Here is a 14,174-nt window from a genome sequence, read left to right on the forward strand (position 1 = left end):
AAGGAGATTAGGTATTTCTATTGCAGCAATAATATTAGCCGCTGGACGTGGTGAAAGAGCAGGATCTCCCCATGAAATTCCAAAACAATATCGGCTTCTAGGACAAAAGCCGATTATTTATCATACCGTGCATTGTTTTTTGCAGCATCCATCTATCACAACAATTATCCTTGTTATTCATCCAGAAGATCGTCAAATCTGTGAACAAGCTATTGGTGATTTTAAAGAGCGCCTTATTATCGTTGAAGGAGGCAATACACGTCAAATCTCTACCTTAAATGGACTTCAGGCACTCAAAAAATTCAATCTCCAATATGTGCATATTCATGATGGTGCACGCCCCTTTATCGAAAACAAGCTTCTTGATAACATTCACAATACAATCACCCCTCAAGAAGGTGTTCTTCCTGTTCTTCCCATCTCTGATACCCTTAAACGTGTAAATAATCAGCATGTTTTAGAAACAATTCCCCGTACCCATCTTTATAGTGCACAAACTCCACAGTGTTTTCCCTTTGAACATATCTTAGCGGCCCATAAGCAAGCAAAACAAGCTTGCAAAAAAGAATTCACTGACGATTCTGCGATTGCCGAATGGTTTGGAATTCCTATGCGTATCGTTCCTGGGGATCCTAACAACATAAAAATTACATGGCATGAAGATTTTAATACCGCACATTTATATCTCCAAAAGAAAATGCAAATGTTTCCTGATATCCGCACCGGCAATGGTTATGATGTTCACTCTTTCGAGGAAGGTGACTTTCTTATTTTATGTGGTATAAAAATCCCTTTTCATAAAAAATTAAATGGACACTCCGATGCAGATGTTGCTCTTCACGCGCTAACAGATGCCCTGCTCGCTACGCGAGGTGCTGGAGATATTGGCACACATTTCCCTCCCTCTGATCCCCAATGGAAAAATGCATCATCAGAAATTTTTCTCCGTCATGCTCTTGATATTCTAAAACAAGCAGGTGGTCGTATCGCCAATGTTGATATCACAATTATCGCTGAAAATCCTAAAATTGGTCCCTATCGTCATGCCATGACAGAAAATCTTATGACAATACTTTCAATGACACCTGATCGAATCTCTATCAAAGCAACAACAAATGAAAGGCTTGGATTTATTGGTCGTGGTGAAGGAATTGCTGCTCTTGCAACAGCGAGCGTTCTTTATTCAGGAGAACTTCCCCAATGACATATCTTTGTGAAAAACAAGCACATGAAGTCCTTAATATCTTTCGCCAAAAAGGTTTGCTGTTAACAACTGTAGAGTCTTGTACAGGAGGACTCATTGCTGCAAGCCTCACAAATATTGCAGGCTCGTCAGATGTTCTCGATTGTGGATTTGTTGTTTATTCAAATGAATCTAAAACACGCCTTGTTGGCGTTTGTGCTGAACTTATAAAAACCTATGGCGCCGTTTCAAAAGAAGTTGCTCTTGCAATGGCTGAGGGTGGATTAAAACATTCACAAGCTGACATTGCAGTCTCTGTAACAGGAATTGCTGGTCCAGGAGGAGAAAGTCTTGATAAACCTGTAGGACTTGTGCATTGCGCAGTTGCTTACAAAAATCATAAAACTCTGCACAAAGAAATGCACTTTGGTCATCTTAACCGCAATGCTATCCGCCATGCAACTGTTGAAAATGTTTTTAAAATGATTCTGGAATTGCTTCACTGAATTCCCCATACTAATTTCAAAGCTCTCTATTCCACATTGAGTCTATAATCGTCAACATCTTGAAAAAATGATTTATTGCACCACAACTTTCAGTTGAATTAATCAAATTTATTCACTTGCACGCCACAAGAAAAAAACTGTATAAATAAAATGATTAAAGAAAAGGATACTTGTACCTCTCTCAAATGCTAAGAGCTCGCGCAACATCTCGAGAGATGGCAAATAAATGGTGCAGGCTGACTTCTTCATAAGTGTAAAGATGTTGATTTATATACTTTTACGAGTATCTATACTATTTATTATGAAATGGGTATGACGCAAGCATGTCCTATTTGGGCGTTTTGTTTGGATATGCCTCTATTAAAAAAGAGAAACAAAAGCGTGAAGCTGTGCATCATCTTCATCATTTAAAATGATATTCCTTTAATATGCTTTTCAAAGCTGAAAAAGATGAATTAAAACAAATAGTAAAGATGGAAACCAGTTTTCACCTTCACGCCGTTATAAGCAATACGTATTGTTAAAAAATAACAGAATAGACTATGTTATCGTAGAGCCATAAATCTGATGCGCACGCTTCTCAAAAGCGTCGGTGAATTTACGAAACGCAATATCAAACATTGAGCCCATCACTAATCCAAGCGTTTTACTTTTAAATTCATAATCAATAAAAAACTCTACATTACATGCATTGGTATTTTCAATATCATGAAAGGACCAACGATTTTCAAGATATTTGAATGGACCATCAATATATTTAACTTCTATAAGATTTTTTTCCGGCTGAAGAAATACTTGAGTCGTAAAAGTTTCACGGATAATCTTATAGCCAACGGTCATATCCGCAAGAAGCAACATTTTTTTCCCATACTCTTTTCGAGAACGTACTATTAAAGACTCACACATTGGTAAAAATTCAGGATAACGCTCAATATCTGAAACCAGCTCAAACATTTCACTGGCACTATGGGTGATCTGCCGATGTATTGTAAAAATCGGCATAATTATCTCTGTAAGGAAAATTTTTCATCACGCGCTTTTTGCAAAATAGCAAAATCATCTCCAGCATGATGAGATGAACGTGTCAGAGGATTGGAGGCCATATGTAAAAATCCTTTTACTTTACCAATCTTGGCAAAAGACTCAAATTCTTCAGGAGGCACAAAACGAACAACTGGATGATGTTTTCGTGTAGGCTGCAAATATTGTCCAATCGTCATAAAGTCAACATCAGCAGAGCGCAAATCATCCATCAATTGCAAAATTTCATTTCGCTCCTCCCCAAGACCAACCATAATTCCCGATTTTGTAAAAATTGTTGGATCAAGTTCTTTAACGCGTTGTAATAAACGAATTGAATGAAAATAACGTGCCCCTGGACGAACCTTCAAATATTTAGAAGGAACTGTTTCTAAGTTATGATTAAAAACATCAGGCTTAGCAGCAACAACAACTTCTAAAGCGCCATCCTTATGACGAAAATCAGGTGTCAGAACTTCAATTGTTGTTTTAGGAGTTTTTTGACGAATCGCATAAATAACTTTTGCAAAATGCTCAGCACCACCATCAGCAAGATCATCACGATCAACAGATGTAATGACAACATGTTTTAATTCCATCCGTGCAACAGCATCGGCTACACGTTCTGGCTCATTATCATCAACGGCAAGTGGAATACCTGTTGCAACGTTACAAAAAGCACAAGCACGCGTACATATTTCACCTAAAATCATAAAGCTAGCATGCCGCTGGCTCCAACATTCGCCAATATTAGGGCAACCAGCTTCTTCACATACAGTCACTAACTTATGCGTACGTACAATACCATGTGTTTCCTTATAAATTGGCGATGTTGGCGCTTTTACACGAATCCAATCTGGCTTTTTTTGAACGCTTGTATCAGGACGATGTGCCTTTTCAGGATGACGCAAACGTCTATTTGTAACTCTATCAACAACCGTAACCATTTAAGCCTTTGCCTTATAAATACGAAGTAACAATCAAAAATATAAAATCTTTCATACAATCCAGTCATCAAGCGTTTAAAACTTGACCATAAGCATCCAATACACTTTCTTTCATCATTTCCGATAAAGTCGGATGTGGAAAGACAGTATGCATTAATTCTTCTTCTGTTGTTTCAAGATTCATAGCAATAACAAAACCCTGTATCAATTCTGTTACCTCAGCCCCTACCATATGGGCCCCAAGAAGCTGTCCTGTTTTTTTATCAAAAATTGTTTTTACTAACCCCTGATCTTCACCCAAAGCAATCGCCTTGCCATTCGCAGCAAAAGAATAACGACCAATACGTATATCATAACCTGCTTCTTTTGCTGTAGCTTCTGAAAGCCCTACAGAGGCAACCTGTGGTGTACAATATGTACACCCTGGAATTTTTCTTTTATCAAGCGGATGAGCATTCTTTAAACCTGCAAGATGCTCAATACATATCACACCTTCTTCTTCTGCTTTATGTGCCAACATAGGAGGACCTGCTACATCACCAATAGCATAAATGCCTTCCACCCCCGTCCAACTCCATTCATCGGTTACAATGCACCCGCGATCGGTTTTTATTCCCAAAGCTTCTAAACCAAGATTCTCAATATTACCTTGCACCCCAACAGCCGAAATCAACCGGTCAACAGTCATTGACTCTATTTTACCTTGAACATCAATATGTACAGTCACAGAATCAGAAGATTTTTCAACCTTTGTTACTTTTGCTTGACGAAGAATGCGTAAACCTTTTTTCTCTAACTGTTTACAAGCAAACGTTGAAATTTCAATATCTTCAGCAGGCATGATGTGGGGCATCATTTCAACAACAGTTACTGTCGCCCCCATATCACAATAAAAAGAGGCAAATTCAATGCCAATAGCCCCAGACCCTATAACCAAAAGCGATTTTGGCATTGCTGGCGGTATCATAGCTTCAAAATAAGTCCAAATGAGTTTTCCATCTGGCTCAATACCAGGAAGGACACGAGGACGTGCACCCGTTGCAATAATGATATGCTTTGCTTGATATGTTCCCTCCCCTAACGTCCCTTTAGGGACTGGATTTTGCGGTTGCATAATCGGTTTGGAGGATGAAGAAACCATAATTTCCGCAGGATGGCTTCTCTTCGCTTCTTTAGTAAGCTTTGCTTCACCCCAGATAATATCAATTTTGTTTTTTTTCATTAAAAAATCAACACCAGCATTTAAACGTGCTGAAACACCGCGTGAACGTGCCACAACATCTTTGATGTTTGCCTCAATTGAACCATTAATTTTTAGTCCATAATTTTTTGCATGTTCAGCAAAATGTTTCATTTCCGCTGAACGTAGAAGGGCCTTTGTTGGAATACACCCCCAATTTAAACAGATCCCTCCCAAATGTTCACGTTCAACAATCGCAGTCTTAAAACCACATTGTGCTGCACGAATTGCGGTTACATATCCGCCTGGACCTGATCCAATCACAATTACATCATAAAGATTTGCCACAGTAATTCCTCCATGGATATATATAAAACGGATATGCATTTTTTGAACTTAAAACTGCAAAACAACATCACAGAATTATCTTATGTCTTTTTCTTTAAGCTTCACGTAAATGCTTTACCCAAACTAGAAATAGCAATAACATTGCTCTTCAAACTCTTAAATTTGTTTTTATTCTCTTAACACACTCTCTCACAATTTACGTGAAGAACTGTTAAACAGTTCAAACCAACATTGCTAATGGATTTTCAATCATCTTCTTAAAAGCCCGCGCGAGCTCTGCGGCTAAAGCACCATCGACAGCACGATGATCCGCAGAAATTGTAACTGACATAACTGTCGCAACAACTAATGCACCATTTTTAACAACGGCGCGTTCTTCCCCTGCACCAATCGCAAAAATCGTCGCATGCGGTGGATTAAGGATAGCCGAAAAACTTTTTATACCATACATCCCCATATTTGATACAGCTGTTGTTCCACCCTGATATTCTTCCATTTTTAACTTGCCCTCACGCGCACGCTTTGCAAAATCCTTCATCTCTTTGGAAATAAGTGATAACGGCTTTTCCTCTGCATGGCGAATAATCGGCGTAATTAATCCATTGGGAATAGAAACAGCAACCCCAACATCACAATGTTTATGATGAAGCATTCCGCCTTCAAGCCAAGAGACATTCGCATCAGGAACAGCTTTCAAAGAAAGTGCGACAGCTTTGATCACCATATCATTAACAGAAAGCTTATAAGTAGGCTGAGTTTCTTCCTGCCCCTTAATCATTGGTGCAGCAGCATTCAGTTGTGTACGCAGTGCTAACAGCGCATCAAGTTCACAATCTACCGTTACATAGAAATGTGGAACTCTCTGTTTTGATTCCATCAAACGTGTTGCGATTGTTTTACGCATATTATTATGGGGTGCGAAGGTATATTCATCCTCTTTAAAGAGTTTCAGTATCTGTTTGTCAGAAGCACCTGTAGCTACTAGCTCCCCTATTTGTGATGAATAAGACACTTTAGAAATATCACTACTCACAGCTTTTTCTACATCGCGCTTGATAATACGCCCATGCGGACCACTTCCAGAAATAAGGGATAAATCAAGGCCTTCCTGAGATGCTAATCGCCGCGCTAAGGGAGAGGCAAAAAGACGCGCTACCTTTTTATCTTGCTGTATTAATTGCTGAGCTGATGATTCATGAGACATTTTTGTACCCTTTGAGTCCGTCTGTTTCAGAGAATCTGTCTGTTTTACGCGCTCTGGTTCTTGTTTTGTAGAAGAAGAGATTTCTTCTGAAACTTTTGCCGCTTCAGCTAAATCTTCACCTTCTTCTGCTAAAACAACAATTAAAGCATTTACTTTAACGCCTTGTGTTCCAGCAGGAACAACAATTTTGGCAACCCTACCTTCATCAACGGCTTCGACTTCCATTGTCGCTTTATCCGTCTCAATCTCAGCAATAACATCACCAGAGGAAACCTTATCTCCCTCCTTAATATTCCATTTTGTTAAATTTCCCTCTTCCATCGTAGGGGAAAGCGCTGGCATTGTAATTTTAATGGGCATTATGCTTTCCTCCGTTATGCTCTGTATGTCACAGCCTTAACGGCCTCAATAATCTCAGCAGTATTAGGCAAAGCCAACTTCTCAAGATTAGCAGCATAAGGCATCGGAACATCTTTACCAGAAATCGTAGCAATTGGCGCATCAAGATAATCAAAAGCCTGCTGCATAACACGCGTTGCTATTTCAGTTCCCACGGATGACTGAGGAAATCCCTCTTCAATCGTTACCAAACGACCTGTTTTTTTAACTGAAGAAAGAATTGTTGGAAGATCCATCGGGCGAATGGTTCGTAAATCAATCAATTCAACATCGATACCAAATTGTTCAATTTCCGGCAACGCTTGAACGGCATAATGCATTCCAATTCCACACGCGACAATCGTCACATCTTGTCCAGACTTATGAATACGCGCCTTACCAATAGGCAAAACAAAATCATCCAATTGAGGGACATCAAATTGATGCCCATACAAAATCTCATTTTCAAGAAAAATAATAGGATTATCATCACGAATAGCAGCTTTCAGCAAACCTTTTGCATCTGCAGCACTATAAGGCATGACAACTTTCAGACCTGGTACATGACTATACCATGCAGCATAGCATTGAGAATGTTGAGCACCAACACGGGCAGCCGCGCCATTGGGACCCCTAAAAACCATAGGAGCGGTCATTTGTCCACCAGACATATAACGTGTTTTGGCTGCTGAGTTAATAATTTGGTCCATCGCCTGCATCGCAAAATTAAATGTCATAAACTCGACAATAGGACGTAACCCTCCAAAAGCAGCCCCGACAGCCAGCCCAGCAAAGCCGTGCTCTGTAATTGGGGTATCAATAACTCGGCGTTCTCCGAATTCTTCCAACAAACCTTGACTAACCTTATAGGCACCTTGATATTGCGCGACCTCTTCCCCCATGAGAAAAACTTTTTCATCACGCCGCATTTCTTCAGCCAAAGCCTGATTAAGCGCTTCACGAACTGTCATTGTAACCATTTGTGTTCCCGCTGGAATATCAAAATTAGGAGATGTATCAAAAGTAGAAGCAGACTGCGGAACTGACGATGCCAGAGAAAGAGGAGATTCCTTAGTTTTTTTTGCTGTATCAGTAGGTTGCGAAATATCCTCAGCACGCTCACCTTCTTCTAACAAAATCGCAATAACAGTATTAACCTTTACGCCTTCAGAACCTTCAGGCACAAAAATTTTACCAAGAGTACCTTCATCAACGGCCTCTACTTCCATTGTAGCCTTATCCGTCTCAATTTCAGCAATAACATCGCCAGAGCTAACCTTATCACCTTCTCTCTTGAGCCATTTAGACAGTTTACCTTCTTCCATAGTTGGTGAAAGCGCCGGCATCAAAATATCAATAGACATACTTGCTTCCCTCGCATCAAACTAAAATATCAGTATAGAGCTCAGAAGCATCTGGCTCTTGATCACTTTGTGCAAAATCTACCGCATCAGCAACAATTGCACGGACCTCTTTCTCAATAGATTTTAAATCATCTTCGTTCGCCCAATTTTTTTTAAGAATCCGACTTTTTACTTGATCAATCGGATCGTGCTCCTCTTTTATTTTTTGGACTTCTTCCTTTGAACGATATTTTGCTGGATCAGACATGGAATGACCACGATAGCGATAGGTCTGCATATCAAGAATGATCGGTCCTTTACCTGAGCGTGCCCAAGAAATCGCTTCATCAGCAGCTCCTTTTACTGATCGAACATCCATACCGTCAACAACAATACCTGGAATTTCAAAAGAAAGACCACGTCGGGAAAAATCAGTTTCTGCAGATGCACGTGAAACTGACGTTCCCATAGCATACTGATTATTTTCAATAATATAAACAACAGGAAGCTTCCAAAGTGAAGCCATATTAAAACTTTCGTAAACCTGCCCCTGATTTGCGGCACCATCACCAAAATAAACCAATGTCACATTATCTTTACCAAGGTACTGATTCGAAAATGCCAAACCTGAACCAATTGGAACCTGCGCACCAACAATACCATGTCCTCCATAAAAGTTCTTTTCTTTAGAGAACATATGCATCGAGCCACCTTTCCCTTTGGAAAAGCCACCTTGACGTCCCGTTAATTCTGCCATGACACCACGTGGGCTCATCCCAACGGCTAACATATGACCATGATCACGGTAAGACGTAATAACCTGATCACCTTCTTTTGCCGCTTTCAATGTTCCTATAACAACGGCTTCCTGACCAATATAAAGGTGACAAAATCCCCCAATAAGCCCCATACCATAAAGTTGTCCTGCTTTTTCTTCAAAACGGCGAATTAAAAGCATTTCACGATAAGCATCAATTTCTTCTTCTTTTGTAAAGTCTGCTATTGGTGCTTTCTTTGTGGTGCTTGATAATGCAGTGCGCGCCACCGACGCAGAATTTTTTTTAAGTCGTTCTGCCATATTAAACTCCCTTTTATGATTATTTAGGAATAACCTTTACGAACAAAAGTTACAAGCCTTATCAATCGGCTTAAACAATATCATTGCTGATTGTTGTTTAAAGTAAGCGATTTTTCATTTACCTTTGGTATCATTTCAAGGTATTAAGATTGTCAGTTCATTTGGCTTAGAAAAGTTCAAATTCTTTCGGACATACTCATCCAGCATATCTTTTTCTATATGTCCATTGCGTAAAAGAGAAATACGCTTTTCCATGAATATCCGCTCAGCTTCTATTTTATGAAGCTCCTTTTCTAATTCGCTAATATGCTGATTAACTTCACTGCGTGAATACAATCCATACTCACCATGATAAATGTGATAACTGAAATAGCTTAAGACTCCCACCGTCATAAGAGGTAGTACAAAGCGCACTTTGATTGATCGACGTTTCTGCTTTGTCCACATAAAATAGCACAGTCTTTACAGCACAAATTTTTTAATATTTTGCCCAACTATGCACGATTTTGATTAATACCTCATTACCAAATCTATACACTCAAACAATTTGTTATCGCCAATTTATCCCCCCCTTAAATACAATCAAAGTAAGCTGAATGCCCCACTTTTTGTATTACAAATATTGGATATCCCACTAACTTGTGATTTTACACCCATCTTTGTCTTTAAAATTTCCTGTTAAAATGACTATAAAATCAATCAATACCCAAGGTGTAATTATCAAAAAAATTCCTATAAGCCCTACCGGCATAAGTATTACACTTATTATAAGTATTACACTTATTATATTTATAAGAAGCATTGCAATGCCCGTTCCAACTTTACCAACCATAAAACGATGAAGTCCTAGTCCACCTAGAAAAAAACAAACGACCGCTAACGTCACTTTTGATTGCTGTGACTGACCTTCAGTCAAGATAGGGAAAATAGATTTAATGGTATCCCCTTCACACACAAAATCAACGACGTCACCAACTTTCGGCGGCGTTTTTCCTGACCAATCCCAATTCGCAAACTGATAGCGCTTACCATCAGCCCCTGAAATGAAATAATCTCCTTGATCATGACCAATAATCTTACCTTTCATCTTCACCACCTATAAAATTGTTATTCATAAAGAAGCTTTTCTTCTAATATGATAATATGTTGAATAAACATCACTGCATGAATACAGTCTGTATTCACCGTGATATATGACAATTTAAAAAGCTAAAAATTCCCCAACAACTTAAAATTCCCGCAATTACAAGTGGTAATACAAAGCACGCTGTTCGATTTGCACCTTTGCTTTTTTCATATGAAATAGTACAGTCTTTTTCAATAGTTTTATTTAAATATTCATAATTTTCTTTAATATTTCACATTTAAAGACATATATTAAAATAATTTACATTATTAAATTAATATATTGACAACATTAAAAGTAAAGAAAGTGCCTCACTCTTTACATTTTATATTATTCTAAAATTTCTACCAATTTATAATTTTATCCCCATTTTCATCCCTAAAATATCCGGATAAAATAACTATAAAATCGATAAACGACCACGGTATAGTAACGAACAGCCCTATACCTGTTATCGTTATAAGAAGCATTGCAATGCCCGTTCCGACTTTACCAGCCATAAAGCGATGAATTCCCAACCATCCAAAAAACCAACAAACAAGTGCTATCGCCAATCTTGATTTTTCTGACTGCGATTTACTCAAAAGAGGGAGAACAGATTTAACAACATTATCTTCATATACAAAATCAACGGTATCCCCTACCTTTGGTGGTTTTTTTCCTAACCAATCCCAACTCGTAAATTGATAACGCTTACCATCAGCCCCTGAAACGAAGTAATCTCCTTGATCCTGACCAATAATCCTACCTTTCATCCTTGCCCACCTATAAAGCTTCTCCTCATGTGTTATTCATAAAGAGATTATTTCTAATTTGATGATATATCGATTAACCTCACGGCGTAAATAAAATTTGTAGCAGCCGTGATAAACGTGAAATTAAAATAGCTCTGATCCCCCCAATGATCTAATGTTTCTGCTGCTATAAGCAGCAATACAAAACACACCTTAGTGGATTTACGTCGTTGTTTTACCTACATAAAATAGCACAGTCTTTTTCAATACTTTTATTCAACTGTGCATATTCCTCTTAATATCTCACATTAAAGAAATAGAGTACAATAATCTTGCATTATGCAACTCAATATATTGGTCGAAATAAAAAGTAAACTTAATTATTTTCTTTTTATTATAAAATTTTTACAAATCTGTAATCTGATTCCCATCTTTATCCGTAAATCTTCCAGCAACAATGACTATAAAATCAACAATTGCCCAAATACCGGTAATTATCAATCCAAACAATGATAAAGATAGAACCAGCATTAAAGCACCAGTCCGAACTTTACCAACCATAAAGCGATGAACACCAAAGATACCTGCAACCCAACAAAGCAGTGCGAACATTATCTTTGTGTTCTCTGTACCTGGTCTCAACAATGGGAAAACAGAACTGACAACACCTCCTTCACAGACAAAATCAACAGCATTACCAATCCTTGGTGGATTCTTTCCCAACCAATCCCAAGTCGCAAACTGATAACGTTTACCATCATCACCCGAAACGAGATAATTTCCTTGGTCTTGACTAATAATTATACCTCTCATATTAATCCCTATAAATTTAAACACTTAAAAATTATTGCGTATATGCCTTTGATAAAAAATCTCAATTTCATAGTCTAAATAATATCATACTCTCACACTCTTTGCTCGCAACTATACACGATATAAATCACCAGCATAACGCGCTTGGGCTCCTAGCATTTCTTCAATACGAATAAGTTGATTGTATTTTGCTAATCTATCCGAACGCGCAAGAGAACCTGTTTTAATTTGTCCACAATTCGTTGCAACCGCAAGATCTGCAATGAAAGAATCCTCTGTTTCGCCTGAACGATGAGATATAATGGCACGATAACCTGCTTTATGTGCTACTTCTACAGCATCAAGTGTTTCACTCAATGTACCAATTTGATTAACTTTTATGAGAATAGAATTGCCTACCCCCATTTTAATACCATCACGCAAACGTGCTGAATTCGTTACAAACAAATCATCGCCAACAAGCTGACATTTTTCTCCAATTGTGTCAGTGAGTAACTTCCAACCTTCCCAATCATCCTCTGCCATTCCATCTTCAATTGTAATAATAGGATAATTTTTCACAAGCTGCGCTAAATAATCTACCTGCTCTTGGATGTCACGGCATTTGCCCTCACCTTTATAAAAATACGAACCATTTTTATAAAATTCGGTTGAAGCACAGTCTAAACCAATGGCAATTTGTTCACCTGGTTTATAGCCACATATCATGATAGATTCCATAATAAAATCAATAGCTTGATCAGCACTTTTAAATTGAGGTGCAAAACCACCTTCATCACCAACATTGGTATTATAACCCGCATCTTTTAAACGCGTTTTCAATGCATGGAAAATCTCAGCGCCATAACGGATAGCTTCTCTTACAGTAGGAGCTCCTATAGGAATAATCATAAACTCTTGAAAATCAATCAAATTATCAGCATGAACGCCACCATTAATAATATTCATCATGGGGGTTGGAAGAATATGCGCTTGTGTACCACCAATATAACGATACAAAGGTAAATTTAATGAATCCGCAGCTGCTTTTGCAACAGCTAATGAAACACCAAGAAGTGCATTGGCACCAAGACGGGCTTTGTTTGGCGTTCCATCCAAAGCAATCATTGCTTGATCAATAGCAATTTGATTTGTTGCATCCCGCCCACCAAGTTCTTCAAGAATTTCGCCATTAACTGCAGCAACCGCTTTTTCAACACCTTTCCCTTGATAGCGCAAACCACCATCACGAAGCTCTATAGCCTCGTGTGCTCCTGTTGAAGCTCCCGATGGAACCAGAGCGCGACCAAAAGCTCCATTCTCCAAACGAACATCAACTTCTACCGTTGGATTACCACGGCTATCAAGAACTTCACGTCCAATGATATCGACAATTATAGTCATATGTGTTTCCTTATCCAATAAAAGTCTTGATTCATTTCTAATGTCCTATTAATGAAGTGTTTTTCTCTTCTCAATTCAACTTCTTTGACAGATAATCAAACTCCATTAAAGTCTCAAGCAATCTTTGTAAATTATCAAGTTTAACCATATTGGGTCCATCAGAAGGTGCATTATCTGGATCTTGATGTGTTTCTAAAAAAATACCAGCTACCCCAACAGAAACAGCTGCACGCGCTAAAATTTCAACAAATTGACGCTGTCCACCAGATGAAGCACCCTGCCCCCCAGGTTCTTGAACAGAATGCGTTGCATCAAAAATAACAGGAGCACCAAATGAACGTAAAATAGGCAATGAACGCATATCAGAAATAAGTCGGTTGTAACCAAATGACGTGCCTCGCTCACAAAGCATAACATTCGGATTACCACTGTAAACAACCTTTTTTAAAACATTCTCCATGTCCCACGGCGCTAAAAACTGACCTTTTTTAATGTTAATAACACAGTCTGTTTTGGCGGCTGCTACCAAAAGATCTGTTTGACGACATAAAAAAGCCGGTATTTGTAAAATATCAACCGTAGAAGAAACAATTGTACATTGCTCTTCTGTATGCACATCAGTTAGTACAGGGCAATTAAACTCTTTTTTTAAATCAGAAAAAACAGCCATTGCCTTTTCAAGACCAATACCACGTGCCGCACCCAAAGAAGTTCGGTTAGCTTTATCGTAACTCGATTTATAAACAAACCCGATACCAAGCTGATCGGTAATTGTTTTAATACGACCAGCCATTTCAAAAGCATGATCGCGACTTTCCATCTGACACGGCCCTGCAATTAATGAAAGAGGCATTTCATTTGAAAAAATAATATTTCCAACTTTCACACGGGCATTTGGTTTAGTCATTTTATCCCTCAAAAGCAAAGTAAC

General features: G+C 38.4%; 14 protein-coding genes. 2 read left to right on the top strand and 12 right to left on the bottom strand.

Features of this window, described 5'->3' with window-relative positions; all coding sequences use genetic code 11:
* The first annotated feature begins 13 nt into the window (after positions 1-13).
* A complete protein-coding gene (locus tag ACFIKG_RS00105) occupies positions 14-1,204 on the top strand; it encodes a bifunctional 2-C-methyl-D-erythritol 4-phosphate cytidylyltransferase/2-C-methyl-D-erythritol 2,4-cyclodiphosphate synthase (protein ID WP_375651615.1) in 1,191 nt (396 codons plus the stop codon).
* A complete protein-coding gene (locus ACFIKG_RS00110; RefSeq protein ID WP_375624974.1) occupies positions 1,201-1,689 on the top strand; it encodes a CinA family protein in 489 nt (162 codons plus the stop codon). The genes ACFIKG_RS00105 and ACFIKG_RS00110 overlap by 4 nt, the downstream gene beginning before the upstream one ends.
* Positions 1,690-2,229: 540 nt before the next feature.
* Here ACFIKG_RS00110 and ACFIKG_RS00115 read toward each other — a convergent pair.
* From ACFIKG_RS00115 to kdsA, 12 genes are all read right to left on the bottom strand, one after another.
* Positions 2,230-2,691, bottom strand: a complete 462-nt coding sequence (locus ACFIKG_RS00115) for a type II toxin-antitoxin system RatA family toxin (RefSeq protein WP_273788342.1) — start codon at positions 2,689-2,691, stop codon at positions 2,230-2,232.
* A 2-nt stretch (positions 2,692-2,693) separates the two neighbouring features.
* On the bottom strand, positions 2,694-3,656 hold the full coding sequence (lipA, locus tag ACFIKG_RS00120; protein ID WP_273723360.1) for a lipoyl synthase: 963 nt from the start codon (positions 3,654-3,656) through the stop codon (positions 2,694-2,696).
* A gap of 67 nt (positions 3,657-3,723) precedes the next feature.
* Positions 3,724-5,184 (bottom strand): dihydrolipoyl dehydrogenase, encoded by a 1,461-nt coding sequence (gene lpdA / locus ACFIKG_RS00125; RefSeq protein ID WP_375625945.1) that lies wholly within the window; start codon positions 5,182-5,184, stop codon positions 3,724-3,726.
* A 220-nt stretch (positions 5,185-5,404) separates the two neighbouring features.
* Positions 5,405-6,748, bottom strand: coding sequence for a pyruvate dehydrogenase complex dihydrolipoamide acetyltransferase (locus tag ACFIKG_RS00130; protein ID WP_375651536.1), 1,344 nt, complete (start codon positions 6,746-6,748; stop codon positions 5,405-5,407).
* A gap of 14 nt (positions 6,749-6,762) precedes the next feature.
* Positions 6,763-8,130 (bottom strand): pyruvate dehydrogenase complex E1 component subunit beta, encoded by a 1,368-nt coding sequence (locus ACFIKG_RS00135; RefSeq protein WP_375651537.1) that lies wholly within the window; start codon positions 8,128-8,130, stop codon positions 6,763-6,765.
* 16 nt (positions 8,131-8,146) lie between these two features.
* Positions 8,147-9,187: a pyruvate dehydrogenase (acetyl-transferring) E1 component subunit alpha gene (pdhA, locus tag ACFIKG_RS00140; RefSeq protein ID WP_375651538.1), complete on the bottom strand. Its 1,041-nt coding sequence runs from the start codon at positions 9,185-9,187 to the stop codon at positions 8,147-8,149.
* A 135-nt stretch (positions 9,188-9,322) separates the two neighbouring features.
* A complete protein-coding gene (locus tag ACFIKG_RS00145) occupies positions 9,323-9,634 on the bottom strand; it encodes a septum formation initiator family protein (RefSeq protein WP_012754998.1) in 312 nt (103 codons plus the stop codon).
* Between the two features lie 187 nt (positions 9,635-9,821).
* Positions 9,822-10,274, bottom strand: a complete 453-nt coding sequence (locus tag ACFIKG_RS00150; protein ID WP_375651616.1) for a TM2 domain-containing protein — start codon at positions 10,272-10,274, stop codon at positions 9,822-9,824.
* Positions 10,275-10,657: 383 nt separating this feature from the next.
* On the bottom strand, positions 10,658-11,068 hold the full coding sequence (locus tag ACFIKG_RS00155) for an NINE protein (protein ID WP_375651539.1): 411 nt from the start codon (positions 11,066-11,068) through the stop codon (positions 10,658-10,660).
* Between the two features lie 384 nt (positions 11,069-11,452).
* A complete protein-coding gene (locus ACFIKG_RS00160) occupies positions 11,453-11,860 on the bottom strand; it encodes a TM2 domain-containing protein (RefSeq protein WP_375625937.1) in 408 nt (135 codons plus the stop codon).
* Positions 11,861-11,971: 111 nt separating this feature from the next.
* A complete protein-coding gene (gene eno / locus ACFIKG_RS00165; protein ID WP_375625935.1) occupies positions 11,972-13,243 on the bottom strand; it encodes a phosphopyruvate hydratase in 1,272 nt (423 codons plus the stop codon).
* Between the two features lie 70 nt (positions 13,244-13,313).
* Positions 13,314-14,150, bottom strand: a complete 837-nt coding sequence (gene kdsA, locus ACFIKG_RS00170) for a 3-deoxy-8-phosphooctulonate synthase (protein ID WP_375625933.1) — start codon at positions 14,148-14,150, stop codon at positions 13,314-13,316.
* Positions 14,151-14,174: the final 24 nt, after the last annotated feature.

Source organism: Bartonella sp. LB28NMGDW (assembly GCF_042194435.1).
GTDB classification, from domain to species: Bacteria; Pseudomonadota; Alphaproteobacteria; order Rhizobiales; family Rhizobiaceae; genus Bartonella; species Bartonella grahamii.

Bases quoted from the DNA above. Each gene is read 5' to 3' on its own strand.
- ACFIKG_RS00110 (WP_375624974.1), top strand. From the start codon at position 1,201: ATGACATATCTTTGTGAAAAACAAGCACATGAAGTCCTTAATATCTTT.
- ACFIKG_RS00115 (WP_273788342.1), bottom strand. From the start codon at position 2,691: ATGCCGATTTTTACAATACATCGGCAGATCACCCATAGTGCCAGTGAA.
- lipA (WP_273723360.1), bottom strand. From the start codon at position 3,656: ATGGTTACGGTTGTTGATAGAGTTACAAATAGACGTTTGCGTCATCCT.
- ACFIKG_RS00130 (WP_375651536.1), bottom strand. From the start codon at position 6,748: ATGCCCATTAAAATTACAATGCCAGCGCTTTCCCCTACGATGGAAGAG.
- ACFIKG_RS00135 (WP_375651537.1), bottom strand. From the start codon at position 8,130: ATGTCTATTGATATTTTGATGCCGGCGCTTTCACCAACTATGGAAGAA.
- pdhA (WP_375651538.1), bottom strand. From the start codon at position 9,187: ATGGCAGAACGACTTAAAAAAAATTCTGCGTCGGTGGCGCGCACTGCA.
- ACFIKG_RS00145 (WP_012754998.1), bottom strand. From the start codon at position 9,634: ATGTGGACAAAGCAGAAACGTCGATCAATCAAAGTGCGCTTTGTACTA.
- ACFIKG_RS00150 (WP_375651616.1), bottom strand. From the start codon at position 10,274: ATGAAAGGTAAGATTATTGGTCATGATCAAGGAGATTATTTCATTTCA.
- ACFIKG_RS00155 (WP_375651539.1), bottom strand. From the start codon at position 11,068: ATGAAAGGTAGGATTATTGGTCAGGATCAAGGAGATTACTTCGTTTCA.
- ACFIKG_RS00160 (WP_375625937.1), bottom strand. From the start codon at position 11,860: ATGAGAGGTATAATTATTAGTCAAGACCAAGGAAATTATCTCGTTTCG.
- eno (WP_375625935.1), bottom strand. From the start codon at position 13,243: ATGACTATAATTGTCGATATCATTGGACGTGAAGTTCTTGATAGCCGT.
- kdsA (WP_375625933.1), bottom strand. From the start codon at position 14,150: ATGACTAAACCAAATGCCCGTGTGAAAGTTGGAAATATTATTTTTTCA.